General features: G+C 37.5%; 18 protein-coding genes. 7 read left to right on the top strand and 11 right to left on the bottom strand.

Annotation, left to right across the window (positions count from 1 at the left end; translation table 11 throughout):
* The first annotated feature begins 15 nt into the window (after nucleotides 1–15).
* Together gap and recG are read left to right on the top strand one after the other, a co-directional pair.
* On the top strand, nucleotides 16–1,029 hold the full coding sequence (gene gap, locus B9T66_RS05670; RefSeq protein WP_095628020.1) for a type I glyceraldehyde-3-phosphate dehydrogenase: 1,014 nt from the start codon (nucleotides 16–18) through the stop codon (nucleotides 1,027–1,029).
* A 13-nt stretch (nucleotides 1,030–1,042) separates the two neighbouring features.
* The gene (gene recG / locus B9T66_RS05665) at nucleotides 1,043–3,028 is read left to right on the top strand and encodes an ATP-dependent DNA helicase RecG (protein WP_257874624.1); all 1,986 of its coding nucleotides are present in this window, start codon (nucleotides 1,043–1,045) and stop codon (nucleotides 3,026–3,028) included.
* A gap of 2 nt (nucleotides 3,029–3,030) precedes the next feature.
* Here recG and B9T66_RS05660 read toward each other — a convergent pair whose 3' ends face one another.
* The 9 genes from B9T66_RS05660 to B9T66_RS05615 form a co-directional block, all read right to left on the bottom strand.
* Entirely contained in the window at nucleotides 3,031–3,357 is a 327-nt protein-coding gene (locus B9T66_RS05660) for a hypothetical protein (RefSeq protein ID WP_095628019.1), read from the bottom strand.
* Nucleotides 3,357–4,409, bottom strand: coding sequence for a lysozyme inhibitor LprI family protein (locus tag B9T66_RS05655; RefSeq protein ID WP_095628018.1), 1,053 nt, complete (start codon nucleotides 4,407–4,409; stop codon nucleotides 3,357–3,359). The genes B9T66_RS05660 and B9T66_RS05655 overlap by 1 nt, the downstream gene beginning before the upstream one ends.
* A gap of 259 nt (nucleotides 4,410–4,668) precedes the next feature.
* On the bottom strand, nucleotides 4,669–5,208 hold the full coding sequence (locus B9T66_RS05645) for a hypothetical protein (protein ID WP_095628016.1): 540 nt from the start codon (nucleotides 5,206–5,208) through the stop codon (nucleotides 4,669–4,671).
* Nucleotides 5,209–5,259: 51 nt separating this feature from the next.
* Nucleotides 5,260–5,730, bottom strand: a complete 471-nt coding sequence (locus B9T66_RS05640) for a hypothetical protein (RefSeq protein ID WP_095628015.1) — start codon at nucleotides 5,728–5,730, stop codon at nucleotides 5,260–5,262.
* A gap of 64 nt (nucleotides 5,731–5,794) precedes the next feature.
* On the bottom strand, nucleotides 5,795–6,550 hold the full coding sequence (locus tag B9T66_RS05635) for a hypothetical protein (RefSeq protein WP_095628066.1): 756 nt from the start codon (nucleotides 6,548–6,550) through the stop codon (nucleotides 5,795–5,797).
* 29 nt (nucleotides 6,551–6,579) lie between these two features.
* Complete coding sequence (locus B9T66_RS05630; RefSeq protein WP_095628014.1) at nucleotides 6,580–6,873, bottom strand: hypothetical protein; 294 nt, start codon at nucleotides 6,871–6,873, stop codon at nucleotides 6,580–6,582.
* A 44-nt stretch (nucleotides 6,874–6,917) separates the two neighbouring features.
* Nucleotides 6,918–7,733, bottom strand: coding sequence for a hypothetical protein (locus B9T66_RS05625; protein ID WP_095628013.1), 816 nt, complete (start codon nucleotides 7,731–7,733; stop codon nucleotides 6,918–6,920).
* Between the two features lie 313 nt (nucleotides 7,734–8,046).
* A complete protein-coding gene (locus tag B9T66_RS05620; protein ID WP_095628012.1) occupies nucleotides 8,047–10,608 on the bottom strand; it encodes a molybdopterin guanine dinucleotide-containing S/N-oxide reductase in 2,562 nt (853 codons plus the stop codon).
* A 16-nt stretch (nucleotides 10,609–10,624) separates the two neighbouring features.
* A complete protein-coding gene (locus tag B9T66_RS05615) occupies nucleotides 10,625–11,200 on the bottom strand; it encodes a hypothetical protein (RefSeq protein WP_095628011.1) in 576 nt (191 codons plus the stop codon).
* Between the two features lie 241 nt (nucleotides 11,201–11,441).
* Between B9T66_RS05615 and B9T66_RS05610 the strand changes: the two genes are divergently transcribed.
* From B9T66_RS05610 to B9T66_RS05595, 4 genes are all read left to right on the top strand, one after another.
* The gene (locus B9T66_RS05610; protein ID WP_095628010.1) at nucleotides 11,442–12,896 is read left to right on the top strand and encodes an LLM class flavin-dependent oxidoreductase; all 1,455 of its coding nucleotides are present in this window, start codon (nucleotides 11,442–11,444) and stop codon (nucleotides 12,894–12,896) included.
* Nucleotides 12,886–13,884, top strand: a complete 999-nt coding sequence (locus B9T66_RS05605) for an ATP-grasp domain-containing protein (protein ID WP_095628009.1) — start codon at nucleotides 12,886–12,888, stop codon at nucleotides 13,882–13,884. The genes B9T66_RS05610 and B9T66_RS05605 overlap by 11 nt, the downstream gene beginning before the upstream one ends.
* Nucleotides 13,884–14,903, top strand: coding sequence for an LLM class flavin-dependent oxidoreductase (locus B9T66_RS05600; protein ID WP_095628008.1), 1,020 nt, complete (start codon nucleotides 13,884–13,886; stop codon nucleotides 14,901–14,903). Before B9T66_RS05605 ends, B9T66_RS05600 begins: the two co-directional genes overlap by 1 nt.
* Before the next feature lie 90 nt (nucleotides 14,904–14,993).
* Complete coding sequence (locus B9T66_RS05595; protein ID WP_374220128.1) at nucleotides 14,994–16,088, top strand: cation diffusion facilitator family transporter; 1,095 nt, start codon at nucleotides 14,994–14,996, stop codon at nucleotides 16,086–16,088.
* An 80-nt stretch (nucleotides 16,089–16,168) separates the two neighbouring features.
* Here B9T66_RS05595 and B9T66_RS05590 read toward each other — a convergent pair whose 3' ends face one another.
* Nucleotides 16,169–16,810 carry a tetratricopeptide repeat protein gene (locus tag B9T66_RS05590; protein ID WP_095628007.1) on the bottom strand — a complete coding sequence of 214 codons (642 nt, stop codon included), beginning with the start codon at nucleotides 16,808–16,810 and terminating at the stop codon, nucleotides 16,169–16,171.
* A gap of 12 nt (nucleotides 16,811–16,822) precedes the next feature.
* The gene (locus B9T66_RS05585) at nucleotides 16,823–17,446 is read right to left on the bottom strand and encodes a tetratricopeptide repeat protein (protein WP_143429104.1); all 624 of its coding nucleotides are present in this window, start codon (nucleotides 17,444–17,446) and stop codon (nucleotides 16,823–16,825) included.
* Nucleotides 17,447–17,595: 149 nt separating this feature from the next.
* On the opposite strand from B9T66_RS05585, the gene B9T66_RS05580 reads away from it, so the two are divergent.
* Nucleotides 17,596–18,855: a CCA tRNA nucleotidyltransferase gene (locus B9T66_RS05580; protein WP_095628006.1), complete on the top strand. Its 1,260-nt coding sequence runs from the start codon at nucleotides 17,596–17,598 to the stop codon at nucleotides 18,853–18,855.
* Nucleotides 18,856–18,870 lie beyond the last annotated feature (15 nt).

The following is an 18,870-nucleotide window of genomic DNA, read 5'->3' as shown; positions in this document are numbered from 1 at the left end:
AAAAGCGAGGGAGCAATGACAAAAATAGCTATAAATGGGCTTGGGCGACTAGGTAGAAGTATCTTTCGTGCTGGAGTTATGCGTGATGATATAGAAATTATTCTCACACACGACATCGCGCAAGGTGCTATGATAGCTCATCTATTAGAATACGATAGCGTGCATACAAGCCCTTTGCGAAATGTTACTTACACACAAACAAGCGATACCACAGGAATCATATCTTTCGAATATGGCACAAAAACCTACAACACAACGCTTATAACCAATGTAGCAAGGGAAGACTTGGACTTTAGTGCTGCTGATGTGGTGATAGAATCTAGTGGAAAATTTCTTGATAGTGCGAGTATGCAGACACATATACAAAAAGGTGTCAAAAAGGTGATTATTTCCGCTCCCGCAATTGATGATACCCCAACATTTGTGCTTGGTGTCAATCACGCACTCTATCAAGGTGAATCTATCATCTCCAATGCTTCTTGCACAAGCAATGCGTTAGCGCCCATTGCAAAAGTGCTAGATTCTATATTTGGCATAGAATCTGGAATCTTAAGCACAATTCATAGCTACACATATGATCAAAATCTCCTTGATAATGCCCACAAAACCGACAAACGCCGCGCACGCGCTGCTGCCCAAAATATCATACCCACAAGCACGGGTGCAGCAAAAGCTCTTTACAAAGTCCTTCCTCAACTCAAAAACAAACTCCACGGACATAGTGTGCGTGTGCCTGTGGCAGATGTATCTATGGTAGATTTTAGTGTCAAACTCCGCCAAAACCCAAGCGCAGATTCTATCAATCAAGCGCTCATAGAGGCTTCAAACAACGAATTATCAGGGATTTTAGCTATCGATGAACATTTTAGGGTAAGTAGCGATTTTATTGGCAATACATATAGCGCGATTGTGGCAAAGGATCTTACATTTGTGCTTGAAGGTGGTATGGCAAAAATTATGGCTTGGTATGATAATGAATGTGGCTATGCAAACAGAATCTTAGATATGGCACGATACATTACAAACTAAGCAAGGATCTAGCTTGGATTTTTTGCAACAAGCCAAACTTCAGCATATCCTCTCTTTTCTTGCTTCTAGCAAATCCGCGCATACCCAAATCTCCCAGATTCCAAATATAGACTTTAGCAAACTTACAGACATACACACGCTTTTTGATCTTATACTAAATCCACCCAAAAATTACCAAAACAAGACTCTACTTCCGACACTCACGCATAATGCTATTGGCGCTGTGCGTGTAGAGATTACACAAAGCGCAAAGGCAGGGTTTGGCAAAAAAACATATCTTAAAATCCTTGCACACTGCCTAGACTTCACCCAAACTCTTCATATGACGCTTTTTCACCCAAAACCATTTATGTATAAAAACTTTGCAGAAGGCACACAATGCGTGGTGTATGGAAAACTTGAGCAAAAAGGTGCTATTTGGACAATCACGCAACCAAAAATCATACATGATTTTGGTGCTATCACACTAGAGTTTAAAACCACTCCCGCCAAAAATAAAATCCTTAATGCCCTCTGTGCGCTTATCACGCACGATACTTTGCGACAATGCGGCATTATAGAACCCTATGTAAGCGCAATATATGAAATTTTTCACCCCGCACAAGAATTTGTGCGTGCATTTGCACATCACAATGGATATTTTGGCGTGTATCAAGAAGCCCTAAAATTTGTCGAGATATGGCATCATATCCTTCGCTTACGCACCAAAAATCTCCATTTCCAAGCAAGTTTCATCTGCAATGGGGATACCAAAGCCTTTATAGATTCACTACCATTTACACTTACACAAGGTCAGCACGAAGCTATAGAATCTATTGCCAAAGATCTCTCATCGCACACTGCAACGCGAAGACTTATTATGGGTGATGTGGGTTGTGGCAAAACCATAGTCATCTTAAGCGCAGTGATGATGACATATCCACACAAATCTATCCTAATGGCGCCTACAAGTATTTTGGCTAAACAACTCTATGAGGAAGCAAAAAAATTTCTCCCACCATATATAAAAATCCAACTTATCACCGCCCAAACCAAAGATATATCGCACACGCCAAAACACACACAATCTAGGCTTTTTGCACAAACCACACATTCGGATACTGCACACGACACAGATATGTTTGATGCGGATTTTATCATAGGCACTCAAGCAATTTTGTATAGAGATTTTGATTACACCAAATTTGCACTTGTGATGAGTGATGAGCAACATAGATTTGGCACTAACCAACGACACAAACTAGAAAAAATGTTTTCTACCACCACACGCACCAAGCCTCATGTATTGCAATTTTCTGCCACGCCAATCCCGCGCACATTTGCCATGATACAAACACACTACATACAACACACTATCATCAAAGATCTACCATTCAAAAAAGACATACAAACAAGCATTATAGGAAAAAGAGACTTTCCAAAACTCCTTGTGCATTTACAAAATGAATTTACAAAAGGACATCAAGCAATCATCATTTATCCGCTAGTAGAAGAAAGCCAACACATTGAGTATCTCTCACTTTCGCAAGGACAAGAATTTTGGCTCAAACATTTTGAGGGCGTATATGTAACTTCAGGCAAGGACAAACAAAAAGAAGAAGTATTAGAGGAATTTGCCCAAAAAGGCAATTTACTTCTTGCTACCACGGTTGTAGAAGTAGGAATCTCACTCCCCAAGCTTAGCACGATTATCATAGTCGCACCTGAACGACTAGGACTAGCAACGCTACATCAATTACGAGGCAGAGTAAGTCGCAATGGGCTAAAAGGCTACTGCTTTTTGTATACAAACACAAAAGATACTGCGCGCTTAGAATCTTTTGCCAAAACACTCAACGGCTTTGAGATTGCCCAACTAGATCTAAAAAATCGTAATAGTGGGGATTTACTAAGTGGCACAAAACAAAGTGGCAATGAATTTAAGTTTTTTGATCCTAGCAGTGATGAGCATATCCTCTCTAAAGTCAATGCCCTTATAGATTCTCAAACTTCAGTATAAATCTATAATTGTCTGCAATATCTACCGATGATATGTAATGGCGTGCCTTTTCTCTTGTAAAATATATTTTTCATAATCAATAAATCTTTCATATACCACACCATATTGCAAACAAAATAACCCATATACAAATAAATAGAAATAATAAAACCACCAACAAACTCACCCAAAATAAAACAAAAATTAATAAATCCTTTTGTATGTTTGACACTATTTAATAAATAAAGACTTAGGGTATTAAGAAAAGGCAATGCACCAAAACCCTCAACAACTTTAAGAAATTTAAAGAGATCTTCTAAATACTCCGTATTTTTTGTTGTTTCAAACATCAATCATTTCCTCTTGTATAAGTACATTTTAACTCTCTTTCATTACCTTCTAAAAGATAAATGCGTGTTTCTGGATAGGTAGAATTCTCATCATGAATAAATCTCTTATTCCATAGGGTAATATAATTTTTTCCTTTAAACTCCATAGCATTATAGGATAAATAGCTTAGTATAGGAATTTCAGAGTTAAATTCTGCTTGTTCTGATATTCCTGAAATTTTATTGCTTGGCAGGGCATATGTAGTAAATGCTATGTGAGGCACTTCGTTAAACATTACAACTTGATAACTAGTTTTTTCTCCATGAAAATGCAAATCATCTCCATAGAGTTTATCACTTGCTTTTGCATCTAACTTACCATTTTTATATATCCAAAGTGCACTAAAATATTCCCCATCTGAAAGAATTACATTATCTAACACTCCATCATTATCAATATCAATTTTTCTTTTATAGACTCTAGGAGGACTGATATAAGAACTTTCTTCTTTGATAGCTTTTGCTATTTCTTCTTTTATAATCTCTCTTTTTTCTGTGCAATAATGATAAAAAACGCCATATTTATTATTTGCTCCAAAAGCACAAAAACCTATACTAAAGGGAGGATTGACAGAGGGGGGAACTTCTTGCCATTTATTCTCATTAAATCGATCTTTTCTTGCATATTCACATAATTCTTTGTTGTTAGAATCTAGCACTTCTCCTAGAAGCTTAAGTAGTTGTGTAATGCGTTTTTCATAAGCACCTGTTATAGAATTAACCTTATCCAAATTTTTAATAAAAGCTCTTTGTGAATCTAAAAGATCTTTTAATCTTTTTTCTTTATCAGGAAACTTAGAGATTTTTAATTCTTTTCTTAATTGTGTATAGATTTCAGCCATATAGCGATCTAAATTTTTTAACTCCCCACTTTCATCATTACATATTATCTTTTCTGCTTTTGTGCTAACTTTAGCGCAATCAAAGCTAGGTTTTGCTTCTTTTGGGGATTGTGCATTAATACTAATACTTAGCATTAAGAAAAATCCTAAAACTACTAAAATCTTTTGCATAAAAACTCCTTATAACTTCAATATGTTATCTTAATCTGCTAATAAAACAACGCATATTATTCCTGTAATCCATAAAATTTTAGCGAATTTTTACATTTGATTTCTTGTTTCTCGTCCTTCTTTCATGTCTTTTGGGATATATAGCTTTACACTCCAGAGTGGTATCTTTTTTCTTATTAGCCTTTGTGTGTTGTTTATCCTTGCTTCAAAGATAGAATCTGTGTTGTTGCATTGTAATTTTGGTATTGCACTCATGTATCTATTTTGTCTCATACTCTTGCAAAAATTTTATGATTTTTTCATAATTTTGTATTGCCTTAGAATCTCCCTTAGCTTTAGCTTCTTGGAGTTTTTGGGTGGCATAGGTTGGTAGAGAATATTCTTGCAAAGCATCATCGCTTATTGTTGCATTAATATCTATAACATCATTTTTAAGCAAAAATTCCAAAGCCTCAAAGTTGGCTTTGTCTATTGCCTTTTTCTCAAATGTTGGCTCACCAATTATGCCATTTAGAAATGCCATATTATGCTCCTTATCTTTTTGCAAAGCTTGATACAAATAGCTTAGTCCATCTATATCACTCTTATCAATCATCTCTATGATAATATAAGCAGTCTCAAAGGCATAGGATTTATTGCCTATGGCGTTATTGTTCCACTGATAATTCCCCCATTGTTTCTCCCATTTTTTATACAGGCTCGATTGGATTTTGTGAGTTTGCTGTGTAGGTGTATCAATAGAATCAGCCCTAGCATACCCAAACAATAAAAAAACAAGAAAAAATATTGTATGTTTCATACCTAACTCCTTCATTTATTTTTTAATAATCGCAAAGATTCTGCAATCTATTCATTGTTCAATGCAAGATTCTAATTGTGAAAGTAGTTCTAAAGAATTGCCATCAAACAAAAAAGTTTCTTGTTTGCAACCTGTATCACCGATAGTTTTCACAACCAAAAGTCGGCTATCATTTTTACTGAATAAATCATTTATTGTCTCTTTGCCATTTACATCTGGGATTGTATTAAATGAACTTAAAATCTTGAGGTTATCCTCTCCATTTTCCACATTTAACATCGAATAGAATCTACAGCCTGTTCCGCAACTATGAGCAATTATGGAATATTTGCCCGCAAAATTAATGCTCAAATCAACTAGTTTGTTATTTATATCTCTACACTCTCCATTGCTGCATTGATAATCTTTTGGGATTTTATGCTCCCCTTGATATATTGTCGCAGGATATTCATCAAATTTTTCCAAAAGCTCGTTGGCATTTATAAGTGAAATGCAAAACAAACACGCAATTAGTTTTTTCATATCAACTCCTTTTTTGTAGGCTTTTAAATTCCTCATAGCTTAAATTTGTTGTCTTAATTGACATTTAGTTTCCTAATAATGCATTAAGTTTTTTATCTTTTGTAAAAGCTTGATATAGCTTGTCATAGTATATTTTGTATTTTTCCACTGCCTCATCAAAAACATCCTCATTTGCCTCATTAATCCGAACATCTACAAGAAAGTAATTCCACTGCATAATGCTGTAAGCCATAAAATCTATAATAATGTCCTTGGTAGTGTTTTCAAAAAAATTACTAAATAGATTATAACTAGGCAAAAACTCTATATCTGCCACATCATAGACTCCATTAACATTTATAATTGGGACAATAAAATCTTCCATTTTTTCATTAAAGCCCCATTTTTCTCTGTTGGCTTCTGTATCTATCATTTTAAACCCTAGAGTAGCAATAGCTTCTAAATAAGTTTGTTTTATGCAATAATTGAGATAATGTTGTTCAAAGTTTTCTTGTTGTCTTGCCTTAAGTGGTGCAACAAAATAGCAACTCCATATATTTCTATGCTGCATAACGGATTTATTAAAATATTTTAGTTGTTCTCTTGTCTCCTGCCCTTGCTTGGTATCCTTTGGGATACTCTTTAGGATTGAAAAATAGAGTTTAGAATATAGCCTATCTAGATTCTGTAATTCCCCACTAGAATCTTCATATATTATCTTTTCTGCTTTTGTAGTTGCTTTGACACAATCAAAGCTAGGTTTGGCTTCTTGTGGGCTTTGGGCATTGGCACTAATGCTTAACATTAAGAAAACTCCTAAGACTATTAGAATTTTTTGCATAAAGCCTCCTTTAAAACCCATAATATTCATCATTGCTCCTTGATAAACTCCATAGTCCAATCTGGATTAGTCTCCGCACCACAAGATTCAAAAATAGATAAACTTGTATTGCAAGATTCTATTGCATTCAAAGGATTTTCTACTCTAAAGCCCTTTTGTGTTTTTTGCAAGGTTAGCTCACATATTTTTTCTGCATTATGTTCATCTTTGGTTTTTAATCGCAAAATGGCTTCTTTTGGGGAAAGTATTTTTAGAGATAGCATTCTATCATCTTTGCGTATTTCACAAGTGGCATATTTATGCAAAGTTTCATATTCAGCCAAGCAACCTTCATTATTGCAATCCAAAAAGCGGAAAATTTGTTGCTTTAATTGGCATTTAGTTTCCTTAAATCTATATTTTGAATAAATCTATCAAGTGGTTGAATAACTCTAGTTTGCATTTCATCTAAATTAAATTCACACTCTCCATTTGTGCATATATACCCCTCATCTTCAAAAACACATACTTGAGTATAGCGACTATTTGAGCTTAATTCTTGCAGTGCTTTGGAAGCCTCTATAATGGCTTCTTCATATTCTTTTGAAAAAAACCTACTATACAATTTAAAACGAGCCAAACCTTTAATCGAAAAAATATCAAGTATCATATTGCCCTCACAAGTATAAAAAGTATCTTTATCTATGAGAGAACTTGTATCTACGATAGTATTAGTGCTAAGCAATAGAATCCCCATTTTATAAACCCTTGCTATACAGGGCTTATAATGATGTGTTTTGATACCAAAATGGACTGAATTCATATTTTCGTATATTATTCCGTTTTCGCGTGCTATGCTAAATGTTTCCTCAACTTCTTTTGTATCATCATTTTTTGCCAACAAAAAACAACGCATATTATCCCTATAATCCATAAAATTTTTAGCAAATTTTTGCATTTGCTTTCTCACCTCCTGCCCTTGCTTTGTGTCCTTTGGGATACTCTTTAGGATTGAAAAATAGAGTTTAGAATATAGCCTATCTAGATTCTGTAATTCCCCACTAGAATCTTCACATATCATCTTTTCTACTTTTGTAGTTGCTTTGACACAATCAAAGCTAGGTTTAGATTCTTGTGGGCTTTGGGCATTAATACTTTGGCTTAGAAACACCATAGTTAAAATAATAAAGAATGTTTTTGTCATTTGGAATCTCCTTTTAGTTTTTATGTTCTATGGATATTATTTGCTAAAGCACTCATAGATTCTACTCACTCTTAACCTCTCCGCCCTTAACTACTAAACCTTTAGAATCTTATATCACATTTAAATCCCTATATACATTATAAAGACTAGGAAATAAAATCTCACTAAAAGTTTTATATATGTGGGTTAAGTAGCTCAAATCGTAACGTAATGCTTAGATTCTCTTAGAGATTCTCTTGTGTAGGTTTTGTATGATATTTCACTAATGTATCAGACATATGAATAAAGTCCGCGTGTAAGCGGACTTAAAAATTTACGCACCTTTTGGTGGCAAGAATGCAGTATTTTCTGGTGGTGTTCCTGTGTATTTTTCAATATTTACCAATGCTGTGCAGGCACTATTACCATTGGCAAGTTCAGAAGTTGGTATATCCATTGTAAGAACATTTGCACTACCATTTTTGCATAATGTATTAGCCTCGCTTGCATCACTTGGATCATACCACGCACCCTCATAGATTCTCACCACGCCCTCATCTACAATATCACTAACTACAGCTCCGGCAAGAATTTGTCCGCGTTTATTAAATACACGCACAAGATCGCCATTTTGGATATCTTTGGCTTTAGCATCTGCTGGATTAATCCAAATAGGCTCTCTATTAGCTACTGCATATTCATCTCGCAATCTTGTATTAGCAAGCTGTGAATGCAATCTCAAACTTGGATGTGGGCTAAGAAGTGCAAATTCCGCAGGTTTATCCTTCATGCCTTTCCATTCTGCTGGCTCAAACCATTGTGGGAATGCCTTACAATCTTTGTAATTCATTTTTTCTATAACTTCAGAATAAATTTCTATCCTACCGCTAGGTGTGCCAAGAGGATTTAAGATAGGGTCTTCTCTAAAATCTGCATATCGCACAAAATCAAGTCCTTCTGGTGTCGCATCAAACACAAGTGGTCTATTAGCACTCCAAAATGTTTGAAAATCTGGCATTGGGTTTCCATCAGCCATTACCACACCAGCCTTTTGTGCATTTTGATAGGCAGCGTTATAAAACTCCTCAATCCAATCCATTTCTGCTTTGCCCTCTGTGTATTGCTCACCAAATCCACAAGCCTCCGCCAAATCCGAAAAGACTTGATAATCACTTTTTGCTTTCTCAAGTGGTGCAACGACTTGCTTCATAGGATTTATATTCATATTAGAATAATCCCCACTCATCGTGATGTCATTGCGCTCATAAGGCGTCGTGATAGGGAATACAATATCTGCCATTTTTGCTGTAGGTGTCCAATACATATCATGCACGATAATAGTTGTTGGTTTTCTCCATGCTGATAGAAGTGCATTTGTATCTTGGTGATGCACAAAAGGATTGCCACCAGCCCAATACACTAAATCAATCTCTGGATATTTGATTGTCTTGCCATTGTATTTGATAGTTTTCCCTGGGTTTGCAAGCATATCAGTAACACGAGCTACAGGAATAGAAACTGCCGAACCATCGCTCAACCATTCCGCACCACCACTTGAAACTTTACCTATTGATATACCACCGACTACAGGTGCATTTGTTGTTGGTGCTCCACCATTGCTATAATGATAGCTAAAGCCAAAACCACCGCCTGGTAAGCCGATTTGTCCAATCATAGAAGATAAAACTACAAGCATCCAATGCGCTTGTTCTCCGTGGTGTTGGCGTTGCATATTCCAACCACCCATAATCATTGTGCGATTCTCAAAAAATACTTCGGCAAGCTCTTTGATTTTTTCTTCACTTACGCCACAAATATCAGACGCCCACTTAGCATCTTTAACCACACCATCAGTTTTGCCCTCTACATATTTTTGGAATTTTTCAAATCCCTCTGTATAGTCTGCAATAAAATCTTTATCATATTTATTTGTAACAAGCATTGTATGAATAATACCCAACATCAACGCTACATCGGTGTTTGGCACAACTCTAATATGTTCTGCTTTGCTATCAAAGTATTGCACGGTAGAGCTTTTTGCAGGATCTATACAAATGATTTTTTTGCCACTATCGCGAAGTTTTTTAAGGTATTCTAAGCCTTGATTATCATTTGATGACCACGCGATTCTTAGGGTATCAACAGGATTTGCCCCCCAAATAACTACGACTTTAGAATGCTCTAAAACCAATGGCCAAGAAGTTTGTTGCTCATACACTTCCAATGTCCCAAGCACATGAGGCATAATCACCTGCGCAGCACCTGTAGAATAATCTCCCAAACCGCCTACAAAGCCACCACCAAGATTCAAAAATCTATGAAGCAATGTGCGTGCATTGTGCATATTTCCGCTTGATTTCCAGCCATAAGAACCACCATAAATTGCTGTTGGACCTTTGCTAGATCGCACACGCTTAATCTCATCGCTCACTATTTTTATAGCTTCTTCATAGCTCACCTCAACCCACTCATCAGCACCACGCAAAGCATTATTCCCTGCTTGTTTTTCTAAGTAGCTTTTTCTCACCATAGGTGCTTTTATTCTGTTTGTGTATTTACCATCAACCAAATCTGCTGTTACAGCTTGGAGAGGATTTTCTTCTAATCCGCTAAAAGCGTTTTGACTTTTGACAATCTTGCCACCTTTGACGCTTACTTTTAATGCCCCCCAGTGTGCTGCCGTATATACATCACCATCAAGCACTAAATCTGTGCTAAAGTTTGTGATATTTTGCACATCAGTTGTCGTAGATGAAGAATCTCCACACCCAATCCAAGCACCACCAATAAATGGCACGGTGCTAAAAAGCCCAATTGTTCGTAATGCACTTCTTCTGCTACTATCAACAGAATCTACGCTTTTTGTTGTTACGCTTCTTTTATTTGTGTTTTTCATACTACCCTCCTTAATGTTATTTCATATCTTTGGCATTTTTTTGCAAATATTCAATCACAAGTTGATAATCTTTTTTATCAATCGCTGTGCGTCCTGCCATTGATTTAAACATACTAGGCCATTGATTAGCGGTATATTCTTTCACAGAATGCAATCCATGACACATAGAACAATTTTGCTCATACATATCTTTTGCTTGAGCCAAAAGTCCATTAATATCATCACTTAAAGCATCATCTTCGCTCCATGCCTCAATTTTGACCTTATTATATGTCTTGCCATCAGCTTGCACAGAAGATTGTTTTTTTAGCGCAATGCCAGAATCTTTTGTAAGCCCTACACTTAAGATTCTTTTGCCAGGCACAAAATATACTGCTAGATTCGAATTAGCATCAGCATAACCCTCCACAGCTAGTAGCACTCTACCATTTTCTTTTTTGATAACCTGCACTTCTGTGGTTGGTAACAATTTCCCCACGACTTTTGAATCCTTAGAATCTACATAGAGATTCTTTACTTCCGTAGCATATTGTGCAGCATGTAGTGTTGCCATAGCACACAAAACACCGCATATTATTGCTAGTTTTCTCATAACACCCTCCTAAAAAATGTTGAAAGTTTATAGATCATTTACAATCTATACTTTATGTATTATATCTCTCATATTTTGGTATGTATCCAAAAGCCCAAAAAGTTATTTTTGTATAAATTTAAACATAATCTAAAAAGTAACATTTTTTCAAAATTTTGCATAAAATTAAAAACACATATTGTGTTTTAAAAAAAATGAGCTATAATGTCTGAAGTTTATCTCACAATGACAAGGAGTAATAATGAGCAAGAAGACAAAAATAATTTCTTTCAATGCGTTTGAAATGAATTGTATTTCACATCTAAGCCCTGGGCTTTGGCGATACCCAAACGATCAAGCCCTGCATTATAAGGATATTGAATATTGGCAAAACATAGCAAAGATTGCAGAACAAGGACTTTTTGATGCGGTATTCATCGCTGATGTGCTTGGTGTCTATGATCTCTATGGTAGCAACGATATAGGCGCTCTAAAAACTGCCCTACAAGTCCCTGTTAATGATCCTACACAGCTTGCAGTCATAGGAGCAAGTGTAACTAAACATGTAGGTTTTGGGGTTACTGCTGGTGTGCCTTTTGAGCATCCATATCCATTTGCAAGGCGTCTTAGCACCCTAGATCATCTCACAAAAGGACGCGTAGGGTGGAATATCGTAACTGGCTACCTACCAAGCGCAAATAAAAATATGGGGGCTAGTGAATTACCACATGATGAGCGATATGAACTTGCTGATGAATATATGGAAGTTATTTATAAATTATTAGAAGGTAGTTGGGAAGATGATGCGGTGATCTTGGATAGAGAGAGTGGCGATTTTGCAGATCCTAGCAAGATTCACCACATCGGACATCATGGCAAATATTTTGATGTGCCCGGAATCCATCTTTGCGAACCAAGCATACAACGCACGCCGGTGCTTTTTCAAGCAGGAAATTCCACACGAGGACGAAAATTTGCAGCGACACACGCCGAAGCAATATTTATAGCACCACCAACTAAAGAATATGCAAAAATTGCTATCAAGCAAGTAAGAGACGCACTTTTAGCTGCTGGTCGTGATCCATATAGTGCTAAAATTTATTGTCTTGCAACCATTATTACAGATTCAACCCAAGACTTAGCACAAGCAAAATACAATGATTTGCTCAAATACGCTAGCACAGAAGGGGCGTTGGTGCTAAACTCTGGGTGGCTTGGGGTAGATTTAAGTCGCTATAATCTTGATGATCCACTTACCAATATCAAATCAAATGCTATGATTGCACAGGTAGAAGCTTTGGACAACTCCACAACAGAATCTGGTAAGGTATGGACGCTAAGAGATCTCATAAAGCTCACAGGCATAGGCTGTCAAGGACCGAAGTTTGTAGGATCGCCATCGCAAGTGTGTGATATGCTACAAGAATTTGTCGCATATAGTGATGCTGATGGATTCAATCTAGCCTATGCTACCACGCCAACAACCTTTAGTGATGTAGTAGAGTTTATCGTGCCTGAACTGCAAAAACGCGGCGTCTATAAACAAGAATACACACAAGGTAGTTTGCGACATAAACTTTTCGGCAAGGGAGATAGATTGGGGCATGATCACATTGCCTCACAATATCGCGTTAATGGTGCAAAATCAAGTATCAATGATTATGCAGGAACAGGTAGAAGACAATTCACAAAAAAGGATATAGAATATGTTATTTAATACTCTCGCAACAAACATTTACATTATTCACGAAAATGATGAGTGGATACCGCCATTTGCTCAAGCTTTTGAACGCGCAGGAATTAAGTTTGGAGAAATCTATCTCACACAAGGCGGCATAGATTTAGATTCTCCACCACCACAAGGCGTATTTTGGAGTAGGCTCTCTGCCTCAAGTCATACGCGCGATCATAGCCTTAGCAAAGAATATGGGCGCGCGGTTTTATCATGGCTAGAATCTTATGGACGCCGTGTGATAAATGGAAGCAGTGTGCTAGAACTAGAAGTAAGCAAAGTGCGGCAATACCTCGCACTCAACAAGGCAGGATTCCGCACACCAAAAACAATTGCAGTTTTTGGTAAAAATGACTTGCTTGAATGCGCAAAAACATTGCAAACGCCATTTATTACCAAACATAACCAAGGTGGCAAGGGTCTAGGTGTGCGACGCTTTGAAAGCATAGAGGAATTTAAGGAATATATAGAATCTAGCGCATTTGAGCCACCAATTGATGGCATTACGCTTTTGCAAGAATACATTAGGGCAAAAGAATTTTATATCACACGCATTGAATTTATCGGAGGAAAATTCCATTATGCGGTGCGTGTGGATACAAGCAATGGTGCTTTTGAACTATGTCCCGCAGATGCCTGTGATATAGAACGCACCAAAGCCCTTCCAGAACTTGCTGGTGGTGCGTGCGATGTAGGTGGGGTGGATAAATTCTCCCTACGCACTGATATAGATTCAAATACGCCACTTGTGCAAAAACTTGAAGGCTTTTTGCAAACACATAATATAGCAATTGCGGGTGTTGAATTTATAGAAAGCGTAGATGGTGAAATAGTCGTGTATGACATCAATACCAACACAAACTACAACTCCAAAGTAGAATCGCATCTACGAGAGCAAAACAAGCAAGGTGCGGCTGATAGAGTTGTAGAGTTTTTACACAGTGAGTTAGAGAAAATACAAAGGAGTAAGTGATGAAATTTGGGTATTGGACACCGGTTTTTGGAAGTTGGTTACGCAATGTAGATGATGATAGCACACAAGGCACATGGGAGTATTGCAGGAATCTTGCACTCAAAGCCGAATCTCTAGGCTATGTCCTAACACTTGTCCCCGAGCTTTACTTAAATGACATCAAAGGACACAAAGCCCCTGCGCTTGATGCATGGGCAGTAGCCAATGGATTGGCGGCAATCACAAAAAGCATAGAGATTCTAGCAGCCCTACGACCACAATATCACCAAGTAGCATTGACTGCCAAGCAAATCGCTACCATTAGCCAAATCTGCAATGATCGCTTTAGTATCAATATGGTTTCGGCATGGTGGGAAGAAGAAGCGAGGCAATATGGCATAAACTTTGATGGACACGATGATCGATACACGCTCACGCGTGAATACACAGAAGTTTTGCGAGGGTTTTGGGAGCAAAGCCCCCTAAATTATAAAGGCAAATATTTTGAATTTAGTAATTCTTATAATGAGCCAAAACCTAAAAAAACTCCTCTTGTGTATGCTGGAGGTGAAAGCGAAATCGGTAGAAATGCAATCACACAATTTGCAGACAAATACCTTATGCACGGAGGCACACTAGAAGAGGTGCGAGAAAAAGTTGCTGATATGAAACGACGCAAGACAGAAGCTGGATTAGCGCCATTTTTGGGCTTTGGTATGGCAGTGTATATGATTGTGCGTGATAGTGAGCAAGAGGCAAAAGAAGAGTTAGATCGTATCACAACTATTAAAAATTATGCCGAATATGAAAATTCCTATAAAGATTTTACAGGGAATTCAAATCTTGATGTAGAAGTCTCAAAATATGATTATAGCGTGTCTAATAGAGGACTAAGACCTGAACTTGTTGGCACACCAAAACAAGTCGCAGAAAAAATCCGCGCCTACAAAGAAGCTGGTTTAGATCTTCTTATTGTGCAATGCGCAAATATGCAACAAGAGCTAGAGTATATCGCTAAAAAGGTATTTCCACTGCTATAGTCGCCCAAAAAGCGACTTTGCAGCCAAATTTAATAGCTATGTAGGTTGTGTAGCTTTGGCTATAATGCACCAAAACCTTAAAGGCTTCATATGCAAACACACACTTCACAAAATGCACATATTTCTCGCCATTCTTATGGCACAAAGATTAGAAAACATAATCCTATGCACCAAGATTCTCACGCACAAAACCACGATCCACAATCTCACTCCACACAATCCCAAAACCTAGAACACAAAGCACGAATTTTGGCACTCAAACATACATTTGCCATAGATTCTAAAAAAGCCGCACAAAAAGAACAATATGTCTTAAAAATCTCGATGTATAGTGCATTACTTCTTGCAATATTTGGTATTGGTTTTGGAATCTTTGTCAAATCTATGGCAGTGGTCTTTGATGGTTTTATCGCACTTATTAGTGTAGGGCTTGGGGCATTGTCTGTTATCACTTCTCGCTATATCTACAAAGAAGATGATGATGTGTTTCAATATGGGTATGTGCGTTTTGAGCCTATGGTCAATCTCTTTAAATCCCTTGTGCTTGTTTTTGTATGTGTATATGCCTTTATCAATGCGCTAGAAAGCCTGATACATGGTGGGTATGCAGTAGAACTTGGTGGAGCGATTATTTATAGTGTATGTGCATTTGTGTTTTGTGCTGGTTTGTTTTTTTACACGCTACTATATACAAAGATTTTAGAATCTGATCTCATCAAAGTTGATAACACAGAATGGAAAATTGATTGTGTGCTCTATTTGGGGGCATTGTGCGCCTTTGGTGTGATTTATTTTGTGCTTAGCCCACATAATGCCTTTGCTATGTATGTTGATCCTTTGTTATTAGCAGTGCTTTCTTTATTGTTGTGTATTGCACCCATTCGCATAGCAATTGCAAATTTCAAAGACCTTATTATGGTGGCGCCAAGCGAGATAGATTCTAAAATCACAGATATTATGGAATCTCTAAGCAAAGAGTTTGGCTTTAGCGATTATGACACGCATGTAGCAAAATCAGGGCGATTTTATATGGTGGAAGTCAATATTCTGATAGAAAACACATCTAAGCCGATGACAATGGCAGAGTTTGATTGTATCCGAGAAAGAATTGAAAAAGCTCTTGAGATTCCAAGTTATAAAATTTGGCTCTCTGTGAGTTTTACCGCAAACCCAAAATGGTTATAACACGCTACATATACACCACATCTATATAATCGCAGAGATTCTAAAAAAGCACGATATAAAATCTCCACGCATTATGCGACTTATAAAAGCGACTTATATGCCTCACAACCCTCTTGCAATGACAAATCACAAGCTTGTCCAAAAAAGCTTTTTGCACTTTGTTTATTTTTATCTACACCCTTGCCATAGAGATACATTCTACCAGTATTAAGACACGCTACCGCACTCCCACCGATACACGCTTTTTCATATAATATCGCAGCATAACTAGCATCTTTGCTTACCAAAATACCATTTTCTGTCATACGCGCGAGATTATTACATGCATCAGGCTCACCACGAGAACACGCCGCTTGATAGAATCTAAAAGCGACTTGATAACTTTGTCGTATGCCTAAGCCCTCTTCATATAATGCACCAAGATTATTACACGCCTTAAGCACACCAGATTCACATGCTATCTTATAAAATTGTGCGGCTTTGGAATACCACTTTGCTTTCCCATCGCCTTTGGCATACATCACACCAAGCTTATAACAATCTACACTATTGCCCACTGCACAAGATTCTCTAAACATCTTAGCGTTTTGAGAAAATTGCGGAGATTCGTGCGCGATAGAACTTTCATCAGCAAGTTGAGAGGTTTTTTGTAGCACTTTCTCACCACATCCACTACCTACAAGCAAACACGCCACACACACAATATAGGTAATCTTTTTCATACTTACCCTTTTTTACTCAAGATTGAGCTTTTTAAACTCATCGCACCCAGCTTGCAAACCAAAATCACAACTAAGCCCATAATATTCTTTTGCCATGGCTCTATCTTTTTTGATACCATTCCCTGCATAAACCAAAGCCGCAAGATTATAGCAGCCCTTGGCACTCTTTCCCATACACGCATCAGTATAATACAGCCCTGCTTGTGTATAATCTTTTTTCTCTACACCATAGCCATTTTCAAACATCACGCCTAGATTATTACACGCATCGGCATTGCCACCCTTACACGCCTTATCATATAATTCAAGGCTTCTTTGATAATCCTGACGCACACCCTCGCCACGATAAAACATCACACCTAGATTATTACACGCCGCCATTACATTTGCATTACACGCTTGCTCATAAAATGCCACGCTTTTATGAAAATTTTTAGGTGCATTTTCTCCATCACTATACAAAATACCAAGCTGATAACACGCTCCAGAATCTCCATTCATACAAAGCCTCTCAAATCCTTGTAAGGCCTTTTTATAATTGCCATTGATAAGATCTTGCATACAATCTTCAAAACTTTGTGCGTTAGCAAACATACATAGCCAAGCAAATGCTGATATAATCTTTGTGATCTTCATCTCTTAAGCTCCTAATTTGACCCTTATTGGCGCTATTGTAACCAAAAACCATAGCAAACAACATTAAATCGTAATTTTTTCTAAGTCTTAAATTGTATAATACCCACATACAAGCCTACCACCAATAAATAATAAGCATAGGAGCAAATGTGTCAAACACGCCTATTATATATCCATACCATATCACTCTACCACAAGATTTGAGAGAAATTTTACAATGCCTTCAGGCTTGTGGTTATCGCGCGTATGTGATTGGAGGCTGTGTGCGTGATAGTTTGCTTGGTGTATCGCCAAAAGATTGGGACATTGCTACCAACGCGCACCCAAACACGATTTGTGAGATATTTGCACACAAGCCAAATCTCAAACTCATACATACAGGGGCAAAATATGGCACTATAGGCGTATGTATCAATGCAACTTGTTATGAGATTACCACCTTTCGTGGCGATGGAATCTACCTTGACTCCCGCCACCCAAATTGTGTGCAATTTGTAGAGCACCTTTGCGAAGATGTTATGCGTCGAGATTTTAGTATAAATGCCCTTGCGTATAGTGAATCTGAAGGGGTATTAGATTATGTCAATGGCGTGCAAGATCTTAATCATAAAAGGCTTGTGTGTGTGGGTGAAGCACACATACGCTTTGGTGAAGATTCTCTTAGAATCTTGCGCGCAGTGCGCTTTAGAGCAACCTTGGGCTTTGTGCTAGATTCACACACAAAAGACGCACTCTTAAGCCTTTATCCACATATCGCGACTTTACCTGTGGAGCGCATACGCCTAGAACTTGATAAAACCCTAATGGGTGCGTATGTCGGTGCAAGTTTTCAAGAATATATAGAGGTTTTTGCATATCTTTTTGCCCACCTTGTTAGAGATTCTTATGCGCATTTTGGCTCCGCGCTCCTTGAGAGTGTAGCGCATATACATCTTTTGGATTCACTTGAACTCCGTTATGTATGGCTACTGCATACCTTACCTCATGATATAAGGACTGCAATTATTGAGAATCTACGCTTTAGCAATAATCAAAAAACCCATATTTTCTCTCTTTTTGCCCTCCTCTCTCACGCACTACCAAACGATGATCGTGCTATTCTTAGGTTACTCTCACACTTTGGCGCACAAAATGTATGCGACGCATTAGAACTTTGGACGCTACTATATGGGGATTTAGGTATGCTACCTAAACAAGTGCATACTCTGGCAAAACACGGGTGTTATGAGATAAAAAGCCTCAATATCAATGGAGAAATCATCAAAACACTTGCGGATATACACGAAGGGAAAACAATAGGAATTGTGCTACAAACGCTCCTTGATGAAGTCATAGAGCAAAAACTCACAAACACAACACATTCTCTAATCCAACGCGCACAAAAGCTATTGCGCCAAATACAAGGCTAAATGTGTGTTACAAAA

Source organism: Helicobacter sp. TUL (assembly GCF_002287135.1).
In the GTDB taxonomy this organism is placed as follows: Bacteria; Campylobacterota; Campylobacteria; order Campylobacterales; family Helicobacteraceae; genus Helicobacter_F.
Note: the sequence above shows the minus strand (reverse complement) of the source record. Positions and strands in the feature narration are given on the sequence as shown.